The organism is Brevibacterium sp. SMBL_HHYL_HB1 (assembly GCF_018208375.1).
GTDB lineage: Bacteria > Actinomycetota > Actinomycetes > Actinomycetales > Brevibacteriaceae > Brevibacterium > Brevibacterium intestinavium.
The window spans coordinates 3,452,884-3,479,112 of sequence record NZ_CP062936.1 but is presented as its reverse complement, the minus strand read 5'-3'; the positions used below and the strand labels follow the sequence as shown (position 1 = coordinate 3,479,112).

Annotated in this window: 24 protein-coding genes and 1 pseudogene; 16 read left to right on the top strand and 9 right to left on the bottom strand. The window is 66.8% G+C overall.

Annotated elements, in window-relative coordinates; translation table 11 throughout:
- Positions 1-56 precede the first annotated feature (56 nt).
- Entirely contained in the window at positions 57-1,352 is a 1,296-nt protein-coding gene (paaK, locus tag IG171_RS15960; protein ID WP_212131737.1) for a phenylacetate--CoA ligase PaaK, read from the bottom strand.
- 213 nt (positions 1,353-1,565) lie between these two features.
- Positions 1,566-2,021 carry a hydroxyphenylacetyl-CoA thioesterase PaaI gene (gene paaI / locus IG171_RS15955; RefSeq protein ID WP_212128339.1) on the bottom strand — a complete coding sequence of 152 codons (456 nt, stop codon included), beginning with the start codon at positions 2,019-2,021 and terminating at the stop codon, positions 1,566-1,568.
- Positions 2,022-2,421: 400 nt separating this feature from the next.
- Here paaI and IG171_RS15950 point away from each other — a divergent pair, with 400 nt between their 5' ends.
- From IG171_RS15950 to IG171_RS15900, 11 genes and pseudogenes are all read left to right on the top strand, one after another.
- Positions 2,422-2,862 carry a transposase gene (locus tag IG171_RS15950; RefSeq protein ID WP_212127466.1) on the top strand — a complete coding sequence of 147 codons (441 nt, stop codon included), beginning with the start codon at positions 2,422-2,424 and terminating at the stop codon, positions 2,860-2,862.
- A gap of 71 nt (positions 2,863-2,933) precedes the next feature.
- A complete protein-coding gene (locus tag IG171_RS15945) occupies positions 2,934-3,884 on the top strand; it encodes an IS3 family transposase (RefSeq protein ID WP_249203629.1) in 951 nt (316 codons plus the stop codon).
- Between the two features lie 601 nt (positions 3,885-4,485).
- Positions 4,486-5,532 carry a 1,2-phenylacetyl-CoA epoxidase subunit PaaA gene (gene paaA / locus IG171_RS15940; protein ID WP_212128338.1) on the top strand — a complete coding sequence of 349 codons (1,047 nt, stop codon included), beginning with the start codon at positions 4,486-4,488 and terminating at the stop codon, positions 5,530-5,532.
- Positions 5,529-5,876: a 1,2-phenylacetyl-CoA epoxidase subunit PaaB gene (gene paaB, locus IG171_RS15935; RefSeq protein WP_212128337.1), complete on the top strand. Its 348-nt coding sequence runs from the start codon at positions 5,529-5,531 to the stop codon at positions 5,874-5,876. Before paaA ends, paaB begins: the two co-directional genes overlap by 4 nt.
- 13 nt (positions 5,877-5,889) lie before the next feature.
- Positions 5,890-6,885 (top strand): 1,2-phenylacetyl-CoA epoxidase subunit PaaC, encoded by a 996-nt coding sequence (gene paaC / locus IG171_RS15930; RefSeq protein WP_212128336.1) that lies wholly within the window; start codon positions 5,890-5,892, stop codon positions 6,883-6,885.
- Positions 6,886-6,890: 5 nt separating this feature from the next.
- The gene (paaD, locus tag IG171_RS15925) at positions 6,891-7,415 is read left to right on the top strand and encodes a 1,2-phenylacetyl-CoA epoxidase subunit PaaD (protein ID WP_212131736.1); all 525 of its coding nucleotides are present in this window, start codon (positions 6,891-6,893) and stop codon (positions 7,413-7,415) included.
- A complete protein-coding gene (gene paaE / locus IG171_RS15920; RefSeq protein ID WP_212128335.1) occupies positions 7,415-8,533 on the top strand; it encodes a 1,2-phenylacetyl-CoA epoxidase subunit PaaE in 1,119 nt (372 codons plus the stop codon). The genes paaD and paaE overlap by 1 nt, the downstream gene beginning before the upstream one ends.
- 44 nt (positions 8,534-8,577) lie before the next feature.
- The gene (locus IG171_RS15915; RefSeq protein ID WP_212128334.1) at positions 8,578-9,741 is read left to right on the top strand and encodes a thiolase family protein; all 1,164 of its coding nucleotides are present in this window, start codon (positions 8,578-8,580) and stop codon (positions 9,739-9,741) included.
- 134 nt (positions 9,742-9,875) lie between these two features.
- Positions 9,876-10,589 (top strand): annotated as a pseudogene (locus tag IG171_RS15910) (enoyl-CoA hydratase/isomerase family protein); the annotation flags it as partial.
- A gap of 167 nt (positions 10,590-10,756) precedes the next feature.
- On the top strand, positions 10,757-11,614 hold the full coding sequence (locus IG171_RS15905; protein ID WP_212128332.1) for a 3-hydroxyacyl-CoA dehydrogenase family protein: 858 nt from the start codon (positions 10,757-10,759) through the stop codon (positions 11,612-11,614).
- Between the two features lie 61 nt (positions 11,615-11,675).
- Positions 11,676-12,452: an enoyl-CoA hydratase/isomerase family protein gene (locus tag IG171_RS15900; protein ID WP_212128331.1), complete on the top strand. Its 777-nt coding sequence runs from the start codon at positions 11,676-11,678 to the stop codon at positions 12,450-12,452.
- A gap of 47 nt (positions 12,453-12,499) precedes the next feature.
- Here the strand turns inward: IG171_RS15900 and IG171_RS15895 are convergent, their stop codons facing one another.
- From IG171_RS15895 to IG171_RS15875, 5 genes are all read right to left on the bottom strand, one after another.
- Positions 12,500-13,384 carry a TVP38/TMEM64 family protein gene (locus tag IG171_RS15895; protein WP_212128330.1) on the bottom strand — a complete coding sequence of 295 codons (885 nt, stop codon included), beginning with the start codon at positions 13,382-13,384 and terminating at the stop codon, positions 12,500-12,502.
- 50 nt (positions 13,385-13,434) lie between these two features.
- On the bottom strand, positions 13,435-14,739 hold the full coding sequence (locus IG171_RS15890; RefSeq protein WP_212128329.1) for a trypsin-like peptidase domain-containing protein: 1,305 nt from the start codon (positions 14,737-14,739) through the stop codon (positions 13,435-13,437).
- Positions 14,740-14,923: 184 nt separating this feature from the next.
- Positions 14,924-15,094: a hypothetical protein gene (locus IG171_RS15885; RefSeq protein WP_212128328.1), complete on the bottom strand. Its 171-nt coding sequence runs from the start codon at positions 15,092-15,094 to the stop codon at positions 14,924-14,926.
- Positions 15,095-15,109: 15 nt separating this feature from the next.
- Positions 15,110-16,480, bottom strand: a complete 1,371-nt coding sequence (locus tag IG171_RS15880) for an OFA family MFS transporter (protein WP_212128327.1) — start codon at positions 16,478-16,480, stop codon at positions 15,110-15,112.
- Between the two features lie 265 nt (positions 16,481-16,745).
- Entirely contained in the window at positions 16,746-17,531 is a 786-nt protein-coding gene (locus IG171_RS15875; RefSeq protein WP_249203748.1) for a SurA N-terminal domain-containing protein, read from the bottom strand.
- A 230-nt stretch (positions 17,532-17,761) separates the two neighbouring features.
- On the opposite strand from IG171_RS15875, the gene IG171_RS15870 reads away from it, so the two are divergent.
- Positions 17,762-18,118 (top strand): VOC family protein, encoded by a 357-nt coding sequence (locus IG171_RS15870; protein ID WP_212128326.1) that lies wholly within the window; start codon positions 17,762-17,764, stop codon positions 18,116-18,118.
- Between the two features lie 230 nt (positions 18,119-18,348).
- The gene (locus IG171_RS15865; RefSeq protein ID WP_212128325.1) at positions 18,349-19,566 is read left to right on the top strand and encodes a M20 family metallopeptidase; all 1,218 of its coding nucleotides are present in this window, start codon (positions 18,349-18,351) and stop codon (positions 19,564-19,566) included.
- A gap of 19 nt (positions 19,567-19,585) precedes the next feature.
- On the opposite strand, the gene IG171_RS15860 is transcribed toward IG171_RS15865, so the two are convergent.
- Together IG171_RS15860 and IG171_RS15855 are read right to left on the bottom strand one after the other, a co-directional pair.
- Complete coding sequence (locus IG171_RS15860) at positions 19,586-20,461, bottom strand: MurR/RpiR family transcriptional regulator (protein ID WP_212128324.1); 876 nt, start codon at positions 20,459-20,461, stop codon at positions 19,586-19,588.
- 218 nt (positions 20,462-20,679) lie between these two features.
- A complete protein-coding gene (locus IG171_RS15855) occupies positions 20,680-21,924 on the bottom strand; it encodes a pyridoxal phosphate-dependent aminotransferase (RefSeq protein ID WP_212128323.1) in 1,245 nt (414 codons plus the stop codon).
- Between the two features lie 559 nt (positions 21,925-22,483).
- On the opposite strand from IG171_RS15855, the gene IG171_RS15850 reads away from it, so the two are divergent.
- From IG171_RS15850 to IG171_RS15840, 3 genes are read left to right on the top strand one after another with little or no spacing between them, the layout of a single operon-like run.
- Positions 22,484-23,647, top strand: coding sequence for a thiolase domain-containing protein (locus tag IG171_RS15850; RefSeq protein ID WP_212128322.1), 1,164 nt, complete (start codon positions 22,484-22,486; stop codon positions 23,645-23,647).
- Positions 23,647-25,323: an AMP-binding protein gene (locus IG171_RS15845; protein WP_212128321.1), complete on the top strand. Its 1,677-nt coding sequence runs from the start codon at positions 23,647-23,649 to the stop codon at positions 25,321-25,323. The genes IG171_RS15850 and IG171_RS15845 overlap by 1 nt, the downstream gene beginning before the upstream one ends.
- Positions 25,320-26,189 (top strand): SDR family oxidoreductase, encoded by an 870-nt coding sequence (locus tag IG171_RS15840; RefSeq protein ID WP_212128320.1) that lies wholly within the window; start codon positions 25,320-25,322, stop codon positions 26,187-26,189. The genes IG171_RS15845 and IG171_RS15840 overlap by 4 nt, the downstream gene beginning before the upstream one ends.
- The last annotated feature ends 40 nt before the right edge of the window (positions 26,190-26,229 follow it).

Here is a 26,229-nt window from a genome sequence, read left to right as displayed (position 1 = left end):
GCCGGGGCTCGGCGTTCGGCCGGACCCGAGCCGCGGCGGAGACTGCGATCGGCATCTCAGCGCACGCCGTCGCGACGGTCGATGATGCGCTTGAGCTTGCCGAGCGAGCGCGGCAGCTGACCGGGGACCTTGAGCTCGACATCGCAGGAGACGCCGAGGCGTTCCTTGATCCGGGCGGCCACGAGACGGTCGAGGCCTTCGAGTTCGACGGCGCCGACGCCTTCGCGGGCCTCGACTTCCACGGTCATCTCGTCCATCCGGCCCGGGCGGGTGAGCACGAGTTGGAAGTGCGGGCTGAGGACGGTGAACTCGAAGAGCACGGATTCGACATTGGCCGGGTAGACGTTGACTCCGCGGATGATCATCAGATCGTCCGAGCGGCCGGTGATGCGCGAGATGCGGCGGAAGTGCGGGCGGGCGGTGCCCGGCAGCAGGGTCGCGAGATCGTGGGTGCGGTACCGGATGATCGGCAGGGCCTCCTTCGTCAGTGAGGTGAAGACGAGCTCGCCCTCCTGCCCGTCGGGCACGACCTCGCCGGTGAAGGGGTCGACGATCTCCGGGTAGAAGTGGTCCTCCCAGATGGTCGGCCCGTCCTTCGTCACGGCCGATTCGCAGGCCACGCCCGGCCCCATCACCTCGGAGAGGCCGTAGATGTCGACGGCATCGATGTCGAAGGACTGCTCGATCTCCTTGCGCATCTCGTCCGTCCACGGTTCGGCCCCGCAGATCGCGGTCTTCAGGCTCGTGGTCGTCGGATCGATGCCCTGTCTGTGGAACTCGTCGAGGATCGTGAGCAGATAGGTCGGTGTGGCGGTGATGATATCGGGCTTGAAGTCCTGGATCAGCTGCACTTGGCGCGGTGTCTGTCCGCCGGAGATCGGGACCACGGTGAAGCCGTGGCGTTCGGCGCCGTGGACTCCGAGACCGCCGGTGAACAGGCCGTAGCCGTAGGCGTTGTGCATCATCTGACCCCGCTTGCCGCCGGCGCCGAGGATGGAGCGAGCGATGAGGCTGCCCCAGTTGTCGAGGTCGCCCGTGGTGTATCCGACGACGGTCGGCAGCCCCGTCGTGCCTGAGGAGGCGTGGATGCGCGCGACCTGCTCCTGCGGCACTGCGAACATCCCGAACGGGTAGTTGTCGCGCAGGTCCTGTTTGTTCGTGAACGGCAGCTTCGCGATGTCCTCGAGGCTCGTGATGTCTGCGGGGGTGACGCCGAGTTCGTCGAAGGCCTTCCGGTAGAAGGGCACATTCTCGTACACGGTGGTCACCGTGGTCCTGAGGTTGTTCAGCTGGTCGGCGCGCAGCTCGTCCAGGCTCATCCGTTCGCCGGCGTCGAGGTCGGTGGAAGTCATCATCGTCTCCTTGCGAAATTCTTCTCGATAGCAGATCTGTTCGCCGCCGAGGCGGGGCCCGGATTGCGGTGTCCCGGCATCGGCGGGTGGTTGGGTGCGGGCCGGCGGTGGCGGTCGAGTGCGTGGTCGCGTGCGCGGTCGCGGAAGATCGGTGTGCTCCCGGTGTCGTCGGTCTCTGCCCGTGCCGTCAGTGTGCTCCCGGTGCCGTCGGTCTCAGTCGGTCGACGGTGCGGGTCTGCGGGCGGGCAGGGTGCGGGAGCGGCCGCGGTAGACGGCGATGGTCTCGTCGCCGCGAGTGACCGTGACGTCGTAGACGCCCGAGCGGCCCTGCTTGACGACCTCCCGACCGTGGGCGACGAGTTCGTCACCGATGAAGGCCGGCTTGAGGAAGTCGATGTCCCCGCCCGAGGCGACGGTGATCGACCCGGGATAGTTGCAGGCCATGGCGAAGGTCGTGTCGGCGAAGAGGAAGACGTAGCCGCCGTGGGTGATGTCGTGGCCGTTGGTCATGATCTCGGTGACCGTCATCGAGCACTGGGCCCAGCCGGGTCCGTGATCATCGACGGTGATGCCCAGGTGCTGGGAGGCACGGTCGTTGGCGAACATCGCCGCGGCACCGGTGGCCTCCTCCTCGCGGGTCGTCGTGACCTCGTGGCTAGGTTCTCCCATGTCAGGCTCCTCCTTGAGTCGCTGATGGCTGTGTCGAACAGCTCGCTCAACTGCAGTGACAGCAGGTTCAGCCCGAGGCTGTGCGCGTCTGCGATTAAACGACCATCTGGTCAATAAATATCGTTGTGTTCGGCGTCACTTGTCAAGTCGCACAGGCGTCGGTTTTGCGTGGTCTTGCGCGTGGCTTGGGGCCCGGCCGCTGGCATGGCCGCACGCGCTGGCCGGCGCGAGCGATTGCGCGCTCCAGTCAATGCGCACGCACGGAAGGGGGCGAGGGGCAGTGTTGTCCGGCCCAAACTGCCGAGACAACGGTGGAGTGCCGAGGCAACGATGCGCACCCTCTGTGTCAGGCTGTCTTGTGACAGTTATCTGACAATATTGGCGGGGAGAGAAGTCTGTTATGTCTTTTGAAGTTCCGTCCCGTTCCTCGAGCCGCGGGCATTTCACCACGGCCCAGAAACTCGAGATCCTGGACGAATATGACAAATGTATCGAGATGGGTTCTAAAGCCCAGTTGGCTCGGACTGTCGGGGTCAATCCCAGAACGATCTATCAGTGGTTCGTGGACAGAGAAAATGGTTGCCTGACCTCGCGATCGGATCGGTTGAATGGCAATCCCAGTGACAACAAGCTCAAAGCCGCTGAGAAGAAGCAACTCACACAGCTGCAGGCCGAGAACGAAGCGTTGAAGGCCAAACTGGCCAAGTCTGAAGCTGCGGTCGATATCTTGGGAAAAGCGTCCGCGCTCTTGGAAGCGATGTCCAAGAGCGCGACCGCGACAGACCCGACGCTGCCCGAGGTCGAGGCGACCAGGCCGGACTGGATGAGCCCGCCACAGTAAAGGCAATCGGGTTCAGGTTCATCGGCGATCTGATCAGGGTCGGCTGGTCGATCACGGCGGCCTGCGAGTTGATGGGTGTGCATCGTACGAGTTGGTACCGTCACCAGAATCCGGCGGTCCCGGCCGGGGTGCAGGTGCCGCAGAAGGAACGCGACTACCCGAGTCGGATCACCACCGCCGAGGCCGATGCGTTCATGGCGCTGTTGAACTCTGAAGACTATGAGAGCCTGTCTGTCACCCAGGCGTATTGGCGGATGCTCGATGCCGGGCAGGTGCCATTCTCCGCGTCGACGGCTCACCGAGTGGTGGCCGCACACGGGCAGAACGGAGACCGTCGCGCCCAGCGCCGTGGTAACCAGCCCAAACGGCCTAAGCCGGTCCACGCTGCCTGCGCACCGAACCAACTGTGGAGTTGGGACATCACGATGCTGCGCGGTCCCGGCAAGGTCATCTATCGCCTCTATGCCATCATGGACGTTTTCTCCCGCAAGATCGTTGGCCACCGGGTCGAGACTTCCGAGAAATCCGTCCATGCTCAGACCATGATCGATCAGGCTGTGGCAACTAACCAGCAGTACCCGACCGTGCTACACGCCGATAACGGGGCTCCCATGCGCGCGGCAACGACTGTCCAGTTCGCTCAGTCGCTGGGGATCAAGCTGTCCTTTTCCCGGCCCAGAGTGTCGAATGACAACGCGTTTAGTGAATCGACGTTCAAGACCATCAAGTACCACTTGGACTTTCCCACCCGGTTCGAATCCATCGATCATGCTCGTGACTACATGGCCGCGTTCATTGCTGACTACAACGCGAACCACCGCCACAGCGGCCTGAATTATTACACTCCCAACGATGTCCATCACGGACGTACCGAGCTTGTCCGGGCCCGTCGCCAAGCCACTCTGGAGGCCCGTCACTGCGCGCATCCGGAACGATTCCACACCAGCCCCATAGCCGCTGGCCCACCGACCCACGCCGGCATCAATAGCCCAGAAAACACCGAGCTGTCACAAACAGCTTGAAATATACCGCACGCGCAGTGGCCTCGGGCCTCCACCCTTGTTTCGGCTGAGGCCTCGGCGCTGCGCAGTGGTCTCGGCGCTCCAGCGTTGTCTCGGCGCCGCCCCGTAGTTTCGGCGTTCTGCCGTTGTCTCGGCGCGCATGGTGGGCGGGGTGCTGCGACGCGGGTGAAGGGCCCGCGCCCTGGCGTTGCGTTGCTGGGCGGGGCAAGGGGGTGTCGCCACCCCGGTGCCGCCGGCAGCCTCGTCCGGTGGAGTCAGCCACCCCGGTGCGAAGGGCCGGTGCGGCCAGTCGCCCCCCCCCCAGTGTGAAGGGTCAATGCAGCCGGCCGCCCAGTGCGGAGGATCGATGCAGGGCGCCGCCCCTGCGCGGAGGCTGGTTGCAGACCCGCGCGCCGGCATTGCACTCCGACGCGCCCCGGCATTGCACCCCGACGTGCCGTATGCCACACTGGATGCTAACAATACAGAACAAATGGTCAGTAAATGGATGCTGCGGGTCGCTGCAGGCCGACGATCGTGAGGATCCTCGGATCGCGCACGGCATCCGCAGGCGCTGACCGGGGCAGGTCCTGACGAGGGCACATCCAAGGGTGGAGTGGTCATGACAACGCAAGTGAACGACAACCGCTATGACGAGGCGGACCTCGAGGCGCAGTTCGACGCGACGATCGAGGCCAAGGACCGGATCGAACCCCGGGACTGGATGCCCGAGGCCTACCGCAAGACGCTCATTCGGCAGGTCGCCCAGCACGCCCACTCGGAGATCATCGGCATGCAGCCCGAAGGCAACTGGATCTCGCGCGCCCCCTCGCTGCGCCGCAAGGCGATCCTGTTGGCCAAGGTCCAGGACGAGGCCGGGCACGGTCTCTACCTCTACTCGGCCGCCGAGACGCTCGGCGCCACGCGCAACGAACTCACCGAGAAGCTGATCGCCGGCCGACAGAAGTACTCCTCGATCTTCAACTACCCGACCCTGTCCTACACCGACGTCGGCACGATCGGCTGGCTCGTCGACGGGGCCGCCATCTGCAACCAGGTGCCGCTGTGCCGGACCTCCTTCGGCCCCTACGGTCGCGCGATGATCCGCATCTGCAAGGAGGAGTCCTTCCACCAGCGGCAGGGCTACGAGCTGCTGATGACGATGATGCGCGGCACCGAGGAGCAGCGACAGATGGTGCAGGAGTCGGTCAACCGCTTCTGGTGGCCGTCGCTGATGATGTTCGGTCCGCCCGATGACAACTCTCCCAACACCGAGCAGTCGATGGCCTGGGGGATCAAGACCCACACGAACGACGAGCTGCGTCAGAAGTTCGTCGACATGTCCGTCCCGCAGGCCGAGGCCCTGGGCGTGACCTTCCCCGACGACGGGCTGAAGTGGAACGCCGAACGCGGACACTACGACTTCTCGACGCCCGACTGGGACGAGTTCTGGGCCGTGGTCAAGGGCGACGGACCCTGCAACGCGCAGCGTCTGGCCCATCGCAAGCGGGCCTGGGACGAAGGTGCGTGGGTGCGCGAGGCCGCGCTCGCCTTCGCCGAGAACCAAGCCGCCGAGGCGGCCTCCCCCGCCGAGGTGACCGCCGACACCGCCCCCGCCGACAGCAGAACCGCCGACGACTCCACCACGACCGAGGAGGCAGCGAAATGACCGAGACCAGCCCCGGCCCCACCTCGGCGCCTGAGAACACCCCCGCCTCGGAGAGCGGATCCCGCGGCGAATGGCCGCTGTACGAGGTCTTCGTCCGCGGCAAGCGCGGACTCAACCACGTCCACGTCGGGTCGCTGCACGCCGCCGATGACCAGATGGCCGTCCACCACGCCCGTGACGTCTACACCCGACGCAACGAGGGTGTGAGCATCTGGGTCGTCCGCTCCGCCGATGTCACGGCCTCGAGCCCGGACGAGAAGGACCCGATGTTCGCCCCCAGCGGTGACAAGGTCTACCGTCACCCGACCTTCTACGACATCCCCGACGATGTCCCCCACATGTGAGGAGGGCCGCGACATGACCACCGAACGCACCCCCGCGGGCAGCGAACCGACGATCAACGTCGAACACGACGAAGCCGGCACCAACGTCGAGCACGACACGCACGACAACGCGTACTCGGGCCTGCTCGTCAACGATGCGAACTGGGCCTTCGGCACCGACTTCGAAGACCCGCTGGCCGGTGTCGACACCACCGTGTCCGACGGCGTCGACGCGGCCGATCTCGGCGCGTACTGCCTCATGCTCGGCGACGACGCCCTCGTCCTGTCCCAGCGGATCTCCGAGTGGTGCGCCAGCGCCCCGGACCTCGAAGAGGACATCGCGCTGGCGAACATCGCCCTCGACCTGCTCGGCCAGGCCCGGCTGCTGCTCGCCCGCGCCGCGGCCGCCGATCCGAACCTCGTGCCCGAACTGCCCGAAGGCTCACCCGTGCCCGATGAGGACCGTCTCGCGTACTTCCGCGATGATTTCGCCTTCCGCAACGTCCGCCTCGCCGAGGTCCCGAACGGCGACTTCGCCGAGGCGGTCGCGAAGATCCTCATCTTCTCCACCTGGCGTCTGTCGATCTTCGAACGGCTGGCCGACAGCCGCGATTCCGTGCTCTCGGCCATCGCGGCCAAGGGCGTCAAGGAGCTGTCCTACCACCGCGACTTCGCCGGCCGCTGGGTGCTCACCCTGGCCCGTGGCACCGAGGAGTCGCGGACGCGTCTGCTGAGCGCGATCGACGGGCTGTGGCCGCTGTGGTCCGAACTGTTCGAGACCCACCCGGTCGAGACCGCCGTCGCCGAGGCCGGAATCGGCGTCGACCCCGCCGAGGTGGCCGATGAAGCCGGAGTCATCCTCGACCAGGTCTTCGCCGCAGCCGGCATCGACCGGCCCGATAAGGGCGGCCTCGCCGGAGTCGGCGTGCACGGGCAGAAGGGCCGGGACGGACTCCACACCGAAGCCCTGTCGAAGCTGCTCGCCGAGATGCAGGTCGTCGCCCGCGCCCACCCGGAGGGACGGTGGTGACCGTGATGCTCCGGACCCAGGATCCCACCGGCACCGAGGCGATCGACCGTGCCCGTGCCGCCGCCGGTCGCGTGACCGATCCCGAGATGCCGATGCTCACGCTCGTCGACCTCGGCGTGCTCCGCGATGTCTCGATCGAGGATGGTCGCGTCGTCGCCACCATCACCCCCACCTACTCGGGGTGTCCGGCGATGGCGACGATGCGCGATGACCTGCAGCGCGAACTGCTGCACGCCGGGTTCGAAGATGCCGAGGTCCGCGTGTCCCTGACCCCGGCCTGGACGAGTGACTGGATCACCGAGGCCGGGCGGAAGGCGCTCCAGGACGCGGGCATCTCCCCACCCGGACAGGCTCCCCGCCACGAGGGCCCGGTGGCGCTGACCCTCATGCCCACCCGCCGCGCGGTCACCTGCGTGCAGTGCGGTTCGGACAACGTCCGACTGTCCTCCGAATTCGGGCCGACCGCATGCAAGGCCATGTACCAGTGCCTCGACTGCCTCGAACCGTTCGACCATGTGAAGGAGATCTGATGACCGACACGATCGATCGCAGCGCCGAGGCGACCTCCCCGACCGGGTCCGCCGCGGCCTCGTCCCGGTCGGCCTTCTATCCGCTGACGGTGAAGTCGGTCGACCATCTGACCGAGGACTCCGCGGCCGTGACCTTCGACGTGCCGGACGAGTACACCGAACTCTTCGACTTCGACGCCGGCCAATCCCTGACCCTGCGCCGGATCATCGACGGTGAAGAGCACCGTCGCACCTACTCGATCTGCGCCCCGGTCGGCACCGCCCCGCGCATCGGCGTGCGCGAGGTCCCCGAAGGACTGTTCTCCCAATGGCTCGTCCACGAGGTGCGCCCCGGCGAGACCATCGAGGTGCAGCCGCCCTCGGGCAGCTTCCGGGCCGATGCCTCGATCGGCGGCAAGCACCTGTGCATCGCCGCCGGTTCCGGCATCACCCCGATGCTGTCCATCGCGTCGACCGTGCTGAGCAACCCGGACGCCTCGGTGACCCTGCTCTACGGCAACCGGAAGACGAATACCGTGATGTTCGCCGAGGAGCTCGCCGACCTCAAGGACTCCCGGAACCAGCAGCTCGACCTCATCCATGTGCTCTCCCGCGAACCCCGTGACGTCGACCTCTTCTCCGGCCGCCTCGATGCCGAGAAGCTGCGCGCCCTGCTGGGCAGCCTGGTGCGGACCGAGAGCCTCGACCATGTGTGGCTGTGCGGGCCCTTCGGAATGCTCGGTGACGCTCGGACGGTCCTGGCCGAATTCGACGTGCCGAAGGAGAAGATCCACTTCGAACTCTTCTACGTCGACGAACCCCCGCCGGAGGTCGTCCACGCGGACAAGGTCGTCGAGGGCGCCACCAGCGAGGTCACGGTCATACTCGACGGGCGCAGGACCACCTCGGCGATGTCGCAGGGCAAGACCATCCTCGATTCCGCGCAGGAAGCGCGCTCGGACGTGCCGTTCGCCTGCAAGGGCGGAGTGTGCGGGACCTGCCGCGCGAAGATCTGCGGCGGCGAGGTCGACATGGTTCGCAACTACGCCCTCGAAGACGCCGAGGTGGCCGCGAACTTCGTCCTCACCTGCCAGACGTTCCCCGTCAGCGACGAGGTCACGGTCGACTACGACTCCTGACCCACCGACCATCCCGAGCCCGCACCACTTCACCGAGGAGAACCATGCCCGAGGCATTCATCCTGGACGGACTGCGCACTCCCATCGGCCGCTACGGCGGTGTTCTGGCCGATCAGCGCCCCGACGACCTCGTCGCCACGACGCTGCGGACCGTCGTCGACCGAACAGGAATCGACCCCGACGACATCGACGAGGTGATCCTCGGCTCGGCCAACCAGGCCGGTGAGGACAACCGGAATGTCGCGCGCATGGCCGTGCTGCTGGCCGGGCTGCCCGAATCCGTGCCCGGCTTCACCGTCAACCGTCTGTGTGCCTCGGGAATGACCGCGATCACGACGGCGCGGGCGATGATCGCCGCCGGAGACGCCGAGGTGGTCGTGGCCGGAGGCGTCGAATCGATGACCCGCGCCCCGTGGGTGAGTGAGAAGCCCTCGCGCGCCTGGTCGAAGCCGGGCCGGAGCTGGGACACCTCGATCGGATGGCGGTTCACGAACCCCGCCTTCGGTGAGGACACGACCCTGTCGATGCCGCAGACGGCCGAGCGCGTCGCCGAGAAGTGGAAGCTGACCCGCGAGGCCCTCGACGAATTCGCGTACCGGTCGCATCAGTCGGCTCTGGCCGCGCAGAGGGCAGGCAGCTTCGATCCGGAGATCCTGCCCATCGGTGAGGTCACCGCCGATGAGGGACCACGCGACTCAACCCTGGAGAAGCTCGGCCAGCTGCGTCCCATCCACGGACCCGGCGGGGTCATCACCGCCGGCAACTCGTCCTCGCTCAATGACGGGGCCGCCGTCGTCGTGCTCGTGTCCGAAGACTATGCGAACAAGCGCGGACTCAACCCGCGCGCCCGCGTCGTCGCCGGCGCGAACGCCGGTGTGTCCCCGGAGATCATGGGCATCGGGCCTGTGCCCGCGACTCGGAAGGTGCTCGAGCGCACCGGGTGGAGCGTCGACGACCTCGCCGCCGTCGAACTCAACGAAGCCTTCGCCTCGCAGTCGCTGGCATGCATCGGCGACCTCGGCCTCGACCCGGACACCGTCAACGGCTTCGGCGGAGCGATCGCGCTCGGCCACCCGCTGGGCTGCTCGGGGACCCGCATCACGCTGACCCTGCTCAACCGGCTCGAACAGGCCGAGGCGAAGAAGGGTCTGGCGACGATGTGCGTGGGCGTCGGCCAGGGTTCGGCACTGCTGCTGGAGCGCGCATGAGCGCGGGCGATGGTTTCGCGCCGGGAGGCGGAGAAGGTTCGAACGGCGGCACGGGTTCCGCGCCGAACGCGGGTGCCGCCTCGGCGGGGGAGGGCTCGTCGTCGCCGGTGATCATCGAACGCCACGAGGACCGGATGATCATCCGGCTCAACCGGCCCGAGGTCCGCAACGCCATCGATCAGTCGATGGTCGATGCCCTCCACTCCGTGTGCGCCGAACTCGAGGCCGAACCGAAGGTCGCGATCCTCACCGGCACCTCCGGGGTCTTCGCCGCCGGTGCCGACATCGCCCAGCTGCGCGATCGTCGCCGGGACGATGCCCTGGCCGGGATCAACTCGAAGATCTTCACCCGCATCCAACAGCTGCCGATGCCGGTGATCGCACTCGTCGAGGGATTCGCGCTCGGCGGCGGGGCCGAACTCGCCTTCGCCGCCGACTTCCGCATCGGCACCCCGTCGACGAGGATCGGCAATCCGGAGGCCGGGCTCGGCATCCTCGCCGCCGCCGGTGCCGCCTGGCGCCTGCGCGAGCTCGTCGGCGAACCGCGGGCCAAGGAGATCCTGCTCGCCGGGCGCACCCTGCAGGCCGATGAGGCCAAAGCGATCGGGCTGCTGAACGACGTCGTCGACCCCGAGGACCTCGAGGCCGCCGGTCAGGCGCTGGCCGAACGGATCGCCAGCTTCGCGCCCCTGGCCGTGCGGCTGAGCAAATCGGCCTTCCACGCACCCCGCGAGGCCCACCCGCTCATTGATAATGTGGCCCAGGCCGTGCTGTTCGAATCGCAGGAGAAATTCGCCCGCATGGACGCGTTCCTGTCCAAACGGGAAGCGAAGAAGGCGAAGAAAGCCGCCGCACAGGCCGCCGAAGCAGCGGCGGGACCGGCCGAGGCCGGCACAGCACCGGCGGACGGCGCAGCACCGGCAGACGGCGCAGCACCGGCAGACGGCGCAGCACCGGCGGACGGCGCAGCACCGGCGGATGAGACCACCGGCTCGGAGACGAAAGGCGACAAGGCATGAGCGAGACCACCCCCGACACCCCCGCTGCCCCGCGGGTGCCCGAAGCCGTCGGCGTCTACGGCGGCGGACGGATGGGTGCGGGCATCGCCCACGCCTTCGCCACCGCCGGTTCCCGTGTCATCGTCATCGAAAGCACCGATGACACCGTGGCCGCCGCCCGCGGACGCATCGACGCCTCGATCGAGAAATCGCAGTCCAAGGGCATCGACGTGCCCGGCACCGTCGAGGTCGTCAGGGATCCCACCCTGCTCGATCAGGCCCTCCTCGTCGTCGAAGCCGTTCCCGAGGACCTCGGACTCAAGCAGGAGATCCTCGCCGGCATCGCGAAATACGCTCCGGCCGCGAGCATCGGCACGAACACCTCGGCGCTGTCGATCGATGAACTTGCCGCGGGGCTGCCGAGACCGCAGGCGCTCATCGGCCTCCACTTCTTCAACCCCGTCCCCGTGTCCGAACTCGTCGAGGTCGTCGTCGGCACCCACACCGAACCCGGCCTCGTCGAGGTCGCCAAGGGCTGGGTGGCAGGATTGGGCAAGACGGCGATCACGGTCAAGGACTCGCCCGGGTTCGCCTCCTCCCGCCTCGGCGTGGCTCTGGCACTCGAGGCGATGCGGATGGTCGAGGAAGGGGTGGCCGAACCTGCCGATATCGACCGGGCAATGACCCTGGGATACCGGCACCCGGTCGGGCCGCTGCAGACCACGGACATCGTCGGCCTCGACGTGCGCTTGGGCATCGCCGAGCATCTCGAAGCCGAACTCGGACCCCGCTTCGCACCTCCGCAGATCCTGCGCGACAAGGTCGAAACCGGTGAGATCGGCCGAAAATCCGGGCAGGGCTTCTACACTTGGTGAGACCCCACCGGATACCGGCGGTGAGTCGACCACGGGCATGACCAGCAGCAAAGGAGCACCCATGACCGAGATCCAGTTGCGCAACCGCGGCCAGATCGCCGAGATCGTCCTCGATGGGCCGGAGTCCCGCAATGCCCTCGACGCGGACAACCTCCGTGATATCGCCGCGGCCGTGGCCAAGGTCGCCGAGGCGATCCCGAGCGTGCGCGTGCTCCTCATCCGCGGTGAGGGCAAGGTCTTCAGCTCCGGGCGCGACATCTCGAACATCGACGTCGACACCGATGACGCCCACGCGTTCCTGGCCGAGGTCTTCGCCCCGGTCTTCCAGGCGATCCGGGCCCTGCCGATCCCCGTCATCGCGCAGGTCCAAGGCGCTGCGCTGGGTCTGGGGTTCGGCATCGCTGCGGCCGCCGACATCATCTATGCCGCCCTTGACGCGAAGTTCGGCTCCCCCTTCGCCGCGATCGGCGCGATGCTCGACTCCGGCGGCCACCACGTCTTCCTCGACCGCGTCGGCTACCACCGGACGATGGATCTCATCGTCACCGGTGATTTCATGACCGGCGCCGAGGCGGCCGCCGCCGGGATCGTCTCCCGCGCGGTTCCTGCCGCGGAGCTGTCGGAATTCGTCGAGTCGAAGCTGGAGAAGATCGTCACCGGCCCCGCCGAGGCGTTCGCTTTGGAGAAGGGGTTCGTGCAGAAGATCGCCGATGAGCGTCCGAGCATGACAGAGCTGCTCGCCGAGGAGGCCGCCCTGCAGGAGTCGGCCCGGCAGACGCCGGACTACGCCGAGGGATTCCGGGCCTTCCAGGAGCGGAGGTCACCGAACTTCGAGTAGTTCCGGCCGGGCAGGCCACGGTTGGCCGGTCCTCGGCCGGGCAGTCCTCAGTCGGACTCGGGTCGTTCCGTTTCGGACTGTTCTGTTTCGGGCCGCTCGGGCGGCTCCGTCGTCTGCCCTTCGGATATCGGCCCAGCGGTGCGGTGTCCATCGGCACCGTGGTCCTCTGTGTCGTGGCGGCTGGCCTTCCAGCGGCGCACCGAGAAGATCGTGAGCACGATGACCAGGGCCCAGGAGACGGCTACGACGATGCCGTTGAGGACGGTCGGGTCGCCGATGAACGCTCCGACGGCCACCAGCGACAGTTGGCCGGGCAGGGACGAGACGAGGGTGGCGATGAGGAAGGTGCGATTGTCCACCCCCAGGGCGCCGCTGCCGTAGTTCACCGGCCAATACGGGAAGCCGGGCATGAGACGCAGGGTGCACACCGCGTAGAACCCGCCGTCGGTGAGTCGGGATTCGACCGCCTCGGCGTGGTTGCCGAGCAGCTTCATCACAGTCTCGCGTCCCAGTGCCCGGGCGATCCAGTAACCGCCCCAGCAGCCGAGGACGACACCGACCATCGACCACAGAGCGCCGAAGGGCAGCCCGAAGATCAGCCCACCGGCGACGGCCATGATGGTGACGGGGATCGGGGTGGCGGCGACGAATGCGTAGATGAGGATGAAGACGCCGAAGCCCCAGAAGCGGGCGGCCGCGATATCGGCCTGCAGCACGTCGATGGAGGGCAGGCGGACATTGAACAGCGCCCACACTCCGGCCAGCAGGGCCAAGGCGAGGGCGATGTTGCGCAGAATCGTCGACCAGTCGAAGCGTGTTCGGCCGGCGTGTGATCCGCGGGCGGCTGTACCGCTGGGATGGGGTCCGTGGGCACGCGAATCGCCGGAGCGGGGTGACCGCTCCGGCGTCGAGGCGTCGTCGTGTCCGGGCATGGCCCGATCCTACGTCCGGTCCGGGCCGCGACGGCAAACCCTCGGCGGATTCAGGCCGCGGGTCCCTGGGTCAGGGTCACCTCGGTGGTGTGGGACTGACCGTTCGCGTCCGTCCAGGTCAGGGACACGGTGTCTCCGGGCTCGTGATCCGACATGGCTTCGGAGAGCGAATTGCCGTCAGTGATCGGGGTCGACCCGATCGCGGTGATCGTGTCTCCGGCGGCAAGGCCTGCCTCGGCGGCGGGAGTGTCCTCGTAGACCCCGGCGACGACTGCACCCTCGGTGGTTGCGGCACCGGATCGGCCGGACTCGCCGTTGACGCCGGACCGACCGAGCCGACCGGACTGGCCTGATTGGCCGGACTGGTCCGCCTGACCGGACTGGCTGACGCCGATGCCGAGGAACGCCGGGTAGCCGAGGGTGTTCGTGCTCGTCTGCTCTCCGTCGATGATCGATTCGGCCGTGGTCAGCGCGGTCTCGATGGGGATGGCGAAGCCGGTGACCACCGCGGTGCCCGAGGACGCGGCGGTATCCATGCCGACGACCTCGCCCTCGTCATCGAGCAGGGCCCTACCCGAGTCGCCGGAGACGATATCGGCCTGGACCTCGATCATGTCATCAAGGGTCTCCGAGTCCTCTGTGCCCTTGTCCGTCGTGGTCACGGAGGCGCCGAGGTCGGTGACTGTTCCCTCGGCGGCCATGAGGCGACCGCCGCCCTCGGAGTTGCCGACGGCGGGGACGTCGTCACCGACGTCGACGGTGTCGTCGTCGATCGTGGCCGGCTGCAGGTCCTCAGCGTCCTCGAGCTGGAGCACAGCCACATCCTCGGTCGAATCCGAGCCGACGACGCTCGCTGTGTAGGTCTTGCCGGTCGTGGCCACGGTGACGGCGATCTTCGTCGAATCGGCGATGACGTTGTTGTTCGTCAGGACGAGTCCGTCCTTGCTCAGTACGATTCCGGTTCCGGCCGCCTCGGCCTTCTCATAGCCGAGTTCGGTGTCGATGAGGACGACGCCGGTGGCCTCCTGCTCATCGGCTGGTGTGGCCTCGGTCTGTTCCTCGGGGGCGGTGGCACCCGACGACGGTGTGCCGGCGCCGTCCGCCGGCGATGAGGATTCGCCGTTGCCGAATGATCCGTTGGGGCTGCTCGGGTGGCCGGTGAAGGGGGTGGCAGCCTCGGCTCGCACACCCGCGGTCGGAGCCGTCGCTTGAGTCCTCGCCTGAGCGGGGAGACCGGCCAGCCCGCCGACGGTCAGCGCCAGTGCCGTCGCCGCGCCCGTGGCGGCCAGGATGGTCCTGCGCGGCCGCGCGGACTGGTGAGAGGTGGTTGTTCTCGTGCGCCGCGGCTCGTTCATGGTCTCTGCCTTTCTTCTGCGGGCGGAAGTGTTCTGTGATTCCCATTGAGCACCCGCAGCCTGTAGCCGAGCTGTGGCAGAGCTGAAGCTCGGCTTCGATTCCGTCCGGCAATCGCTGTGAGCCCCGGTCAGCCGGGATCGTCCGGCAGGTCAGATGACCGGGTCAGGGCAGCCTCGGCGAGGGTCAGGCGGTGAAGATCGCGACGGCCTTGATCACGGTCAGCGCCAGACCCCAGACGAGGCCGCCGACCACGACGACGGTCAGGCTCGTGCCGATGGTCTTGTAGGCGCCGCCGACGGGGGACTGCGGCGAACCCGAATCGGGAACCTGGGCGACAGGGGTGGAGTCATTCATGTCGGGGCCTTTCGTTCAGTTCTCTTCGAGGGCGGCGGCCTGCCGGGCGGCGACGTCCTCTTCGCGTTCGAAGTGCTTGTCACTGACCGGGCGGATGAGTGCATTGGCGATCAGCCCGATGACCAGGGCGCCGACCATGATGAACATCCCGGGCGTGTAGAGCGCGGGACCGGACTTTCCGGCCGCTTCCCCGGCCTCGACGACGGAGTTGACGATGAGCGGCCCGGCCACACCGGCCGCCGACCACGCGGTGAGCAGCGCACCGTGGATGGCCCCGACCTGATAGACGCCGAAGAGGTCCTTGAGGTACGCGGGCACGGTGGAGAATCCGCCCCCGTAGAAGGAGATGATGATGAGCGTGGCCAGGACGAAGAGGATGAGCGAACCGCCGCCGAAGAAGGCGACGAGCAGGTACAGGATCGCACCGCCGCCGAGGTAGAGCATGTAGTTGTTCTTCCGCCCCAGGTAGTCCGAGGTCGTCGACCAGACGAAGCGACCGGCCATATTGCCGATCGAGAGCAGACCGACGAAGCCGGCGGCCGCCGCGGCGGTGATGCCGAAATAGGCCTGGATCATCGGAGCCGCGTTCTCGAGGATGCCGATTCCGGCGGTGACGTTGAGGAACAGGGCGACCCAGAGGAACCAGAACTGCGGGGTCCGGATCGCATTGCGCACGGACACATTGCCCTTCGTCTGCATCGGCTTCGCGGCCGCCTGCGAGGGGTCGAAGCCCTTCGGTGCCCAATCGGGATGGGGGACGCGGATGACGAAGGCGCCGGCGGCGATGACGACGGCGTAGACGATGCCGAGGGTGATGAAGGTCGGGGTCAGGCCCGCGACGAGGTTCTCGGGTTCGGCACCGCCGCCGTAGAGGTTCATCAGCTGGTTCGACATCGGGCTGGCGATGAGGGCGCCGCCGCCGAAGCCCATGATCGCCAGGCCGGTGGCCAGTCCGGGGCGGTCCGGGAACCATTTCATCAGCGTCGACACCGGCGAGATGTAGCCGATGCCCAAACCGATTCCGCCGATGACGCCGTAGCCGAGGTAGACCAGCCACAGCTGACCGGCGACGATGCCGAGGGCGGCGATGAAGAAGCCGACCACCCAACAGGTTCCCGCCGCGATCATCGAGGCGCGCGGTCCGGCCTTCTCCACCCAAGGGCCGAACACGGCCGAGGAGATGCCGAGCATGAGGATCGCGATCGAGAAGATCCAGCCGATCGAGACCTCACCGGCGTCGAAGTGCGACATGAACGGGATCTTGAACACGCTGAAGGCGTAGACCTGGCCGATGCACAGGTGGATGGCCAGAGCCGCCGGCGGGATCAGCCACCGGTTGAAGTTCTTCGGCGCGACGATCGCTGAGCGCGTGAGTATGGAAGCCACGGGAAGTCCTTGTCCTTATGCAGACCGCGTCGACGTCGACGGCGGAGAGCGGTGGGGAACACGGGCGGAGGTGATCCGACCGTCGTCATGTTCCACTCAAGGGTAGAGCTCACACAAGGATTTTTCGAGGAGCGCTCAGCGCTTTCTGCACAAGAGTCCCCAGATTCCCGTTAGGCGGGAAAGCCGGACGGGAGAGTGGGCTGGGGTTCCTCGAGAGGCGGGGCCGCGGCCGCCTGAGAGGCGGGACCTGAGAGGCGTGGCCGACTCAGAGGTTGATCGTGACGTCGGCCTGCTTGCGCAGCTTCTTCGCGTACTTCTGGGTCGCTTCGTTCGACTTCTCGCTCTTCACCTGCTCCTTGAGCTGGGGGCGCATCTCGTCGAGCGGGGGCACCTCTTGGTCCTGTCCGCCCTGCTGAGCCATCTGCTCCTGCTGGGCCTTCGCCTTCTCGTAGGCCTGGCCGATCTCCTCGCCGCTGACCTCGAACTCGCCGTACTCGTCGTCGATGAGCCCTTCGATCTTCAGCTGGTTCTTCAGCTCGGAGCGGACCTTCTTCTCGTCCATGCCCTGATCCTTCATGGCCGACAGGAAGTCCTTCTCGCTCATCTGCCCGGACTGTGCGGACTCCTTGAGCGCCTTGTCGATGTCCTTGTCCGAGACCGAGATCTTGCGTTTGTCGGCCTCCTGGGTGAGCACCTCGGTGCTGACGAGGTTCTCGGCCGTCTGCTTCTTCAGATCCTTCTCATCGACCGGTTGGCCCGACTGCTGGGCCTGAGCCTGCATCTGCTGATACTGGGTCTCGAAGAGGGGCACGAAGTCGTCCTTCGTGATCTTCTCCCCGTTGACCTCGGCGACGACCTCGGGGATGTCCTTCGTGTTCGGTTTGCCGTCCTGCCCGGAGCCGTCCTGCCCGGAGCCGTCGGCACCGGGAGACTGCTCGGCCGCGGCCGAGGACTCCTGCGGTTTCGCCTCGTCGCCCTGGCTACCGCACGCGGCCAGCGCCACCACGGAGACGGACATGGCCAGACCCAGCAACCACCGGTTCGTTCGCACAATCACTCCTGCTCTCGGATTCAGCCTGCCAGGCTAACAGGCGCGATTCACCGGAGAATGTGTGGAATATGTGCGTCGCTTGGCAAGGGCCCCTGGGCTGGGTCGGTGCCCGGATCGTGCCGCCGGCTCCGCGACCGCCGGCACGTCGACCTCGGCGGGTAGACTGGAGCCACCGGAAGGACACGATCGCACGGGCCCATCCGTTCGGTCCCGGGCGAAGGGAGCCGATCATGGAATCGACGTTTCGCGGGGTGTTCCTCACCTGCACCGACGCCGAGGCGACCGCCGCCTTCTACCGCGACATCGCCGACCTTCCGCTCGAGGCCACCGGCGACGAGGACTACACGTACTTCGCAGCCGATGTCGACGGGGTGCAGATCGCCCTCCACGGCGCCGAGGCGTTCGCCGACTACTCGTTCCCTCCCGTCGCCGAGTCGAACCTCACGCACCTGTACTTCCGGATTCCCGACCAGGCGGAGTGCCTCGAGCGGATCCGTCACGCGGGCACCCCGCTGATCGCCGTCGACGAGGTCGTCGTCACCGTCGAGGACCCCGATGGGCGGAAGGTCATGTTCGGCACCGCGTGAGGAGGTGCTCCGCTCGAGACGGGGGTGGAATGCCGAGACCACGATGTGCACGCAGGTGTTTCAGCGCTCCGCCGTTGTCTCGACGGGAGCGGCCGGAGAAGGCCGTGGAATCGATCAACCGCAGCCGAGGCGGCCCGGCCGAATGCGCCGGCTAATCTCCAAGGGCTCACATCGGCGAGTGTTTCTCAGTAGAGTCGGAGGCACAGACCGTTCGGCCCGAAGGAGCACCCGTGTCCAGTTCCGCAGCATCTGCACCCACTCCTGATTTCCGCACCGAGGCGCAGAGCCACCTCGGCGATCTCATCGCCCTGCGCCGCAGGCTGCACGCGAACCCCGAACTCGGATACGACCTGCCGTTCACGCAGCAGGCCGTCCTCGACGAGCTCGTCGGCCTCGGCCTCGAGATCACGACGGGGGAGAGCCTGACCTCGGTGGTGGCCGTGCTCAGGGGCGCACGCCCCGGTCCCGCGGTGCTGCTGCGCGGAGACATGGATGCGCTGCCGGTGGAGGAGGAGACGGGGCTCGACTTCGCCTCGACGAACGGGAACATGCACGCCTGCGGGCACGATATGCACACGGCCGGACTCGTCGGCGCCGCCCGGCTGCTCGCCGCGCACCGGGAGTCGATCCCCGGCTCGATCATCTTCATGTTCCAGCCCGCCGAGGAGGTCGAGGGCGGTGCCGAGCCGATGATCGCCGAGGGTCTCCTCGACGCCGCCGGAGTGCCCGTCATCGCCGCCTATGGAATCCACGTCGAGGCCGATGAGCGCGGTCGCTTCACGGCCAAGGGCGGACCGCTCATGGCCGGATTCGCCGACCTCAACCTGACCATCCACGGCGCCGGCGGCCACAGCTCCCAACCGGAGGCCACTCGCGACCCCGTGCCCGCGATCGCCGAGGTCGCGCTGGCGCTGAACACGATGACGACGCGGTCGTTCAGCATCTTCGATCCCATCGTCGTCTCGGTGACCCAGCTCGAGGGTGCGCAGGCGAGCAACGTCATCCCGGACTCGGCGAAGCTGACCGCCTCCATCCGGTTCCTCTCGACCGATTCGCTGGCGCTGCTGCAGGAGAGGGTCGGCGAGATCGCCGAGAACATCGCACGGGCCCACCGATGCACCGCCGAGGTGGACTTCCGACTGGGCTTCCCCGTGACCGTGAACGATCCCGATGAGACGACGACCGTGCTCGGCCGCCTCGGCGAGGTGTTCGGGACCGATCGGGTCGTGGAGATGGAGCATCCGCGGATGGGTTCCGAGGACTTCTCCTATGTGCTTCAGAAAGTGCCGGGCACCTTCGTGTTCCTCGGGGTGACACCGGAGGGCATCGATCCCGATGCCGAGACGAATCACTCCCCGCGTGTGCAGTTCGACGATGGGCTGCTCGGCGATCAGGCCGCGGCGTTGGCGCACCTGGCCTTCACCCGGCTGGCCGACGAGGTGGGGTGAGCTCCCGTGAGGGGCCGCATCATCCGTCCCAGTAGATGTTCATGGACTGGAGCAGCTCTTCGTCGACGTTGAGTTCTGAGCGGCTGTCGGCGCCTCGGGCGAAGGCCACGGCCGTGGCGAGGGTCTGGACCAGTGAGATGAAGGCCGACATCGACCGGAGGATGTGCACGCCCTGGCTGTCGACGAAGAAGGTGATGTCGGCGTCGGCCAGTGGGGAGGTCGGGTTGTCGGTGAGCGCGATGGTGGTCAGTCCGCGTCGTTTGGCTTCGTGGAACGTTCTCACGGTGTCGGCTGTGTAGCGGCGCAGGGAGATCCCGACGAAGGTGTCACCGGGTTTCAGGTCCCGGATCTCGTCGACGAGCATTCCGGCCGATGAGGCTAAGAGGTGGACGTCGGGTCTGACCAGGTGCAGCAGGTAGCTGAGCAGCTGCGCGGCCGAGAGGCATTTGCGCATGCCCATGATGTGGACCGCGGGGGCGGAGGAGAGGTGGTCGACAGCGCGTTCCCAATCGTCGTGTTCGATGCGGGCGAACGTGCGCGAGAGGTTCTGCTGTTCGTGGTCGAGGACGGAGCTCATCAGAGACTCGGTCGATGAATCGGTGGCTGCGGCCTCGAAGCGCCGCACGAGGTGGGCCTGATCGCTGAGGTGTTCCCGGCAGAGGGCGACGAGGGCGGGATAGCCTTTCAGGCCCAGGGAGGTGGCGAAGCGGACGAGTGAGGACTGGTGGACTTCGGCGGCTTCGGCTGTCTGAGCGATCGTGCGGAAGGCGGTCGATTCCGGGTCGGAGAGGAGCACTGTGGCTATTCTCTGTTGGCCCTTGGGCAGGTCGTGGAGTTGTTCCCGCAGGATGGTGGCCAGTTCTGCGTAGGACTGCGGGGGCGGCACTTTCTGCATCCACCCATTATGGCTCACAGGCGGGTCGCCCATGCTTGACCGATGGGGCGCCCATGTCTGGCAGGCGGGGTCGCTCATGCCCGACAGGTGGGGTCGTTCATGGCTGGCAGGCGAGTGGCCGAGCGGGGTAGCTCATGCCTGACAGGTGGGTGGCCGAGCGGGTCGCCGAACCGGTGGTCCGGTTGCCTGTCACCGGAGCTGTTGCGGGTCATGGCCGCTCAGCTTGTGAGTGCGGTCAGTGCGGTGCGCAGGTGGGTCAGCGATGTCCGGATCCACGGAAGCGCCACAGGGTCATCGGAATCGAGGGCCTCCCAGCGCTGCTGGTCCGTATCGCCGTACAGCAGGCTGGTCGCCACCCGGGCCCGCAGTCGCCTGTCATCGTCACCGAAGGCCGAACCCGGGAGCACTCCCATCGAATGATGGGCCAGCAGCCAGTCGGCAAGCGCGTCGCTGGTGGTGATGCCCTTGTCCTCCAGGCGATCTCGAACGGGACCGAAATCGGGATAGAGATAGAACCCGGCGGTCGGTCGTCTGCAGGCTGCGCCAGATTCGATGAATACGTCATGGACCGCGGCTGCCACTCGGGCGTGCAGGGTCCGAGCCTTCGCAATGTGTGCAGCCACGGAGTCGGGATCGGAGAGCACGTAGGCTGCCGCCGACTGCATCGGAGCCGCGAGACTCGACCAGATCTCACTGGCGACTCCGATCAGGGCGCTCATCAGCTCCCGGCCCCACTCATTGTCCGGCACGCGGGCGAAGCCGATGCGCCAACCTCCCAAAGCCATGGATTTGCTGAGTCCGCTCGTGACCACGGTCCGCTCCGGCAGGCAGCTGAGCGCGCTGGGGGCAGAGCCGTCGTGGCACACTTCGGCATAGATCTCGTCACTGATGATCACGAGCCCATAGGCTTCGGCGACGGAGCAGACGGCTTCCACGCTCTGCCGTGTCGCTGCCGTTCCGGTCGGGTTGTCCGGGATCGTCAGCAACAGGATTCCGGGATCCCCGCCCGCGGCTCTATGGTCCTCGAGTGCTCCCTCGAGGAGGGCCGGATCGGGGATGCCGCCAGCTTCGGGCGGGATCGGCACCCGCAGGAGCGTCTTGCCTGCCATCTCTGCCTGAGCCGCATAGCTCACCCAGGCCGGAGCCGGGAGGACGAGATCGCCTTCCAGGACTGCCAGCAGAGCGTAGAGCAGAGGTTTGGACCCGGGAGCGAAGATGATCTGTTCGGGGCGGGTGGGGGCATTCCGACGAGTGAACCAGCCGGCCGCTTCGGCGCGCGCTTCCGACGAGCCGATGACGGCGCCGTAGGAGTTCTCCCGCGCAGCGGACTGGAGGCGGCTCACGACGTCCTCGGGCACGGGCAGCCCCGCTTCGCCGAATCCCAGGTGGAGCACCTTCTCTCCCGCGGCTTTCTTCGTCTGAAGAGCTTCGTTGATGGCCAGAGTGGCCGAATGCATCGTCATGCGCTTCCCTTAGTATGCAACTGAATATCTGTTGAGTCGATGATACGCAATTATAGTTGCATATGCTATCGGTGGTGAGGGGATGATCGCTTGCCGCCGAGATCGTGCGGATCGGTGGGAGCGCGCACTGCTGACTGTGCGTTGATGAACGCCCCGGTGGGCGCGTGCGCTGCTGACTGTGCGTTTTGTTCCAGCGCCGGAGGCAACTGCAGCCATAAGTTGCGGCTCGACGCGGCGGTCGACTGCCGCGGGAGTCCGGCCGCGGGAGCGCTTTCGCCGAGACCACGACGGAGCGCCGAGGCCACCGTGCGCACACCGTTGTCTCGGCGCTCCGTCGTGGTGGCGGTGGTGTGGGCTGGGGACTCAACGTTCCATATGGTGGATTCTCGTTGACCATTCACAGGGACTGACGAAAGTATTGCCAGGGAAGTCACAATGTTGCCGCGGTCACAGTTGCCTCCGGTGACGTTCCGTCACTTCCCCGTGCAGAGGATCACGCTCACGTGGGAGCACGGTGAGCTCGAGCAGCAGACGAACCGCAGTACCCGAAGGAGGGTCCATGTCAACACCGGCGATCATCGGTTGGTCCCACGGCAGATTCGGCAGGTCGGAGTCGCCACTGTCTCAGATGATGGCCGATGTCGCCCGTGAAGCCATCGCCGACGCGGAACTGGAGCCAGCCGACATCGACGTCATCCACGTCGGCGTGTACAACAACGGCCTCTCTCGTCAGGGTTTCGAAGCCGCCCTGCCCGGCACTGTCTTCCCCGAGCTCGCGCTCACCCCGGCTCACCGGCATGAGAATGCCTGCGCGACCGGCTCCACCGCGGTCTTCGCCGCCCACGACTCTATCGCTGCGGGTCGCCATCGGACCGCTCTGGTCATCGGTGCCGAACGCATGACCCACGTCTCCGGCCACGACGTCAACGAGGTCCTCCTCAGCGCGAGCTTCAGGGAGGAGGAAGAGCATTTCAAATCCTTTGCGGGAGTCTTCGGCGAGATCGCTCGCCAGTACTTCGACCAATACGGTGACCATTCCGAGACGCTGGCCAAGATTGCAGCGAAGAACCACGCGAACGGTTCCCACAATCCGCTGGCGCACATGCAGAAGGATCTCGGCTTCGACTTCTGCAACACGGTCAGCGATAAGAATCCCTACGTCGCCGAACCCCTGCGCCGCACCGATTGCTCGCTCGTCTCCGACGGAGCCGTGGCCCTGGTCATGGCCGCCAAGGACATCGCCGCCTCCGCCCCACAAGCGGTGACCTGGCGCGGCATGGGCAACGCCAACGACGTCATGCCGCTGTCGCAGCGTGATCCACTGGAGATGGAGGGAGCCCGCGCGGCCATGACCCACGCGCTGAAGTCTGCGGGCATCGGCATCGACGACCTCGACCTGATCGAGACCCATGACTGCTTCACCATCGCCGAGCTCCTCGAATACGAAGCCTTCGGTCTCGCCGAGCCCGGACAGGGCCACCGCCTCATCGAAGAAGGTGCTACAGGCATCGACGGCCGTCTGCCCGTCAACCCTTCGGGAGGACTCAAGGCCAAAGGCCATCCCATCGGCGCCACGGGAGTGTCCATGCACGCGCTCGCCGCCGCCCAGCTGACCGGACGCTCACCCGGCCTGCAGCTCGACACCCCTGAGCTCGCCGGGGTCTTCAACATGGGCGGAGCCGCGGTGTCGAACTTCGCCTCGATCCTCGAGCGGGCCCGCTGATGCGCGCCATCTCCGAGACCTCACCGGCCAAGGACTTCGCACCCACGCCTCGACGCGGAGTCAACGTCTCTCACTTCCTCACCCAGACCGCCAGGCGCCTTCCCGACCGACTCGCCGTCGTCGACGACGACCACGGTCAGCGCTGGACCTGGGGCGAGCTCGATGCTCGTGCCGAAGCGCTCGCCGCCGCGCTCCAGTCAGGCGGCGTCGGTCGCCGGGACACCGTCCTGCTCGTCTCGGCCAACCACGCCGAGGTGATCCAGTCCTTCTGGGGGATCCTCCGTTCCGGAGGAGTCATCGCCCCGCCGAATGCCGCTCTGCCGACTGAGGAGCTGCTGGCCATCAGCACCGAGGTGGCCCCGGCCGCCGTCATCGCCGACCGTGCCCATTCCGAGTTCGTCACCTCCCTTCAGGCCACAGGGTTCACCGGTCCTGTACTGTGGATCGGCGAGCTGCCCACCGGCTCCGAGGCGGTCGCGCCCGTTGACTCCTTGGTCGAAGAGGACGACCCCTGCTGGTATTTCTTCACCTCCGGGTCGACCGGCCGGCCCAAGGCCGCGACATTCACGCATCGCCACCTCGGCGCGGTGTTGGCCAATCATCGCTGCGACCTCTTCCCCGATGAGGACGAGACCGGGGCCTCCCTCGTTCTCGCGCCTCTGTCGCACGGGGCCGGGATCCACATGCTCGCGCAGGTCTTCGGCGGCACTCCCTCGATCATCCACCCCGGCGGGAAGCCCAGTACGGAGTCACTGTGGCCTGCCATCGATGCCTATGGGATCACGAATGCCTTCACCGTCCCGACGATTCTCAACCGCATCGTCGCTGGCTTTCCGCCGGGCCGCGGACCTGAGGACCACACCTTGGAACGTGTCATCTACGCCGGTGCCCCGATGCTCGCCGCCGATCAGGCCCGCGCGCTCGAGCGGCTCGGTCGCTGTCTCGTCCAGTATTTCGGTCTCGCCGAGGTGACCGGAGCGATCACGATCCTCCGGCCCGAGGACCACGGTCGGATCCCCGTCGACGCCGCCGGCATCGGCACCTGCGGTCGCGCCCGGACCGGAGTCGAGATCATCATCTGTGACGACGCCGGTGTCGAGGTGGCCGCCGGGGTACCCGGAGAGGTCTGCGTGGCCGGTCCCACCGTGTGCGCCGGCTACTTGGGACGGTCCGATGCGAACGCCGAATCCTTCGCGGGTGGGCTCTTCCACACCGGGGACATCGGCTATCTCGACGAGCGCGGATACCTGTTCCTCACCGGTCGCAAATCCGATATGTACATCTCCGGCGGATCGAACGTGTACCCGCGAGAGATCGAAGAGCTTCTCCTCACCCACCCCGAGGTGGCCCAGGCCGTGGTCGTGGGCGTACCCGATGTGCAGTGGGGAGAGATCGGCATAGCCGTGATCGAGCGGACGGTCATCGACGAGGAAGCCCTCGAGGATGCAGGAGAGCCCCTCGAACATGGTGCAGCCGCCGACGACGCGGCAGCGTTCAGTCAGAGTGCAGACGATCTGCGGGAGCGACTGACTGCGCTGTGCCGTTCGGAGCTGGCGCCCTACAAGGTGCCCAAGGAGATTCACTTCGTCGAGGAAATGCCGGTCACCGCCTACGGCAAGCTCGCCCGCAAAGAACTCAAGGACGAATACTCGCAGGGACGGGGAAGCGCAAGATGAGCACGACGGTCGATACGACAGGCAGACTGACCGGCAGGACCATCATGGCCATCGGCTGCGGCACCCCGGACGGGGAGATCAACAACGGCTTCGCCGCGGCCACGGCATTCCTGAACGAAGGTGCGAACGTGTGCATCGTCGATCGTGATCCCGAGGCCCTCGAACAGGCGACGCGTGTGCTCGTCGAGTCGTCCGCAGGCTCGGTAGCGGCGAACCACCTCGGGGTGGGCGATCTCAGATCTCGCCTGACCACGGCAGTGGCCGATGTCGCCGACGAAGACTCCCTGGTCCGAACCTTCGAGCACTGCTCAACGAGGTTGGGTGTGCCCACTGTCCTGCACTTCAACGTCGGCATCGTCGTCAACGGGGGAGTCGACGAACTCGCAGTCGACGGATTCCGTCGTGCCCTCGACATCAACCTCACCGGTGCCTTCGCCGCGATCAAACACGCTCTGCCGCACATGCGCACGGCCGGCGGCGGATCGATCATCACGGTCTCCTCGGTCGGCGGCATGCGCTACCTGGGCTATGACTATCCGGCATATGCGGCGTCGAAGGCCGGACTCATCGAGCTGACGAAAGCCGTCGGTGCGCAATATGCGTCTGAGGGCATCCGTGCGAACTCGATCGCCCCTGGCCTGATCGAGACCCCGCTCATCCACCGGTCGATCAGCGGTCACTACGACTCGGTCGAGGACATGCTCGCCGCCCGTCACGCCCAGTCACCGACAGGACGGATGGGAAGGCCCGAGGACGTCGCCGAGCTCGCGGTGTTCCTCGCTTCGGACGATTCGACCTACATCAACTCCACGCTCATCCCCGTCGATGGGGGCCTGACCCATCATGCAGGGGTGCAGACGCGATGAACGGATGAGCCGCCTCGGCGGGGGAGGAGCTCCGCCGGGC

What these genes read in the sequence shown, in the direction of transcription:
- paaK (WP_212131737.1), bottom strand. Translation starts at nt 1,352, where the DNA reads ATGACTTCCACCGACCTCGACGCCGGCGAACGGATGAGCCTGGACGAG.
- paaI (WP_212128339.1), bottom strand. Translation starts at nt 2,021, where the DNA reads ATGGGAGAACCTAGCCACGAGGTCACGACGACCCGCGAGGAGGAGGCC.
- IG171_RS15950 (WP_212127466.1), top strand. Translation starts at nt 2,422, where the DNA reads ATGTCTTTTGAAGTTCCGTCCCGTTCCTCGAGCCGCGGGCATTTCACC.
- IG171_RS15945 (WP_249203629.1), top strand. Translation starts at nt 2,934, where the DNA reads ATGGGTGTGCATCGTACGAGTTGGTACCGTCACCAGAATCCGGCGGTC.
- paaA (WP_212128338.1), top strand. Translation starts at nt 4,486, where the DNA reads ATGACAACGCAAGTGAACGACAACCGCTATGACGAGGCGGACCTCGAG.
- paaB (WP_212128337.1), top strand. Translation starts at nt 5,529, where the DNA reads ATGACCGAGACCAGCCCCGGCCCCACCTCGGCGCCTGAGAACACCCCC.
- paaC (WP_212128336.1), top strand. Translation starts at nt 5,890, where the DNA reads ATGACCACCGAACGCACCCCCGCGGGCAGCGAACCGACGATCAACGTC.
- paaD (WP_212131736.1), top strand. Translation starts at nt 6,891, where the DNA reads ATGCTCCGGACCCAGGATCCCACCGGCACCGAGGCGATCGACCGTGCC.
- paaE (WP_212128335.1), top strand. Translation starts at nt 7,415, where the DNA reads ATGACCGACACGATCGATCGCAGCGCCGAGGCGACCTCCCCGACCGGG.
- IG171_RS15915 (WP_212128334.1), top strand. Translation starts at nt 8,578, where the DNA reads ATGCCCGAGGCATTCATCCTGGACGGACTGCGCACTCCCATCGGCCGC.
- IG171_RS15905 (WP_212128332.1), top strand. Translation starts at nt 10,757, where the DNA reads ATGAGCGAGACCACCCCCGACACCCCCGCTGCCCCGCGGGTGCCCGAA.
- IG171_RS15900 (WP_212128331.1), top strand. Translation starts at nt 11,676, where the DNA reads ATGACCGAGATCCAGTTGCGCAACCGCGGCCAGATCGCCGAGATCGTC.
- IG171_RS15895 (WP_212128330.1), bottom strand. Translation starts at nt 13,384, where the DNA reads ATGCCCGGACACGACGACGCCTCGACGCCGGAGCGGTCACCCCGCTCC.
- IG171_RS15890 (WP_212128329.1), bottom strand. Translation starts at nt 14,739, where the DNA reads ATGAACGAGCCGCGGCGCACGAGAACAACCACCTCTCACCAGTCCGCG.
- IG171_RS15885 (WP_212128328.1), bottom strand. Translation starts at nt 15,094, where the DNA reads ATGAATGACTCCACCCCTGTCGCCCAGGTTCCCGATTCGGGTTCGCCG.
- IG171_RS15870 (WP_212128326.1), top strand. Translation starts at nt 17,762, where the DNA reads ATGGAATCGACGTTTCGCGGGGTGTTCCTCACCTGCACCGACGCCGAG.
- IG171_RS15860 (WP_212128324.1), bottom strand. Translation starts at nt 20,461, where the DNA reads ATGCAGAAAGTGCCGCCCCCGCAGTCCTACGCAGAACTGGCCACCATC.
- IG171_RS15855 (WP_212128323.1), bottom strand. Translation starts at nt 21,924, where the DNA reads ATGACGATGCATTCGGCCACTCTGGCCATCAACGAAGCTCTTCAGACG.
- IG171_RS15850 (WP_212128322.1), top strand. Translation starts at nt 22,484, where the DNA reads ATGTCAACACCGGCGATCATCGGTTGGTCCCACGGCAGATTCGGCAGG.
- IG171_RS15845 (WP_212128321.1), top strand. Translation starts at nt 23,647, where the DNA reads ATGCGCGCCATCTCCGAGACCTCACCGGCCAAGGACTTCGCACCCACG.
- IG171_RS15840 (WP_212128320.1), top strand. Translation starts at nt 25,320, where the DNA reads ATGAGCACGACGGTCGATACGACAGGCAGACTGACCGGCAGGACCATC.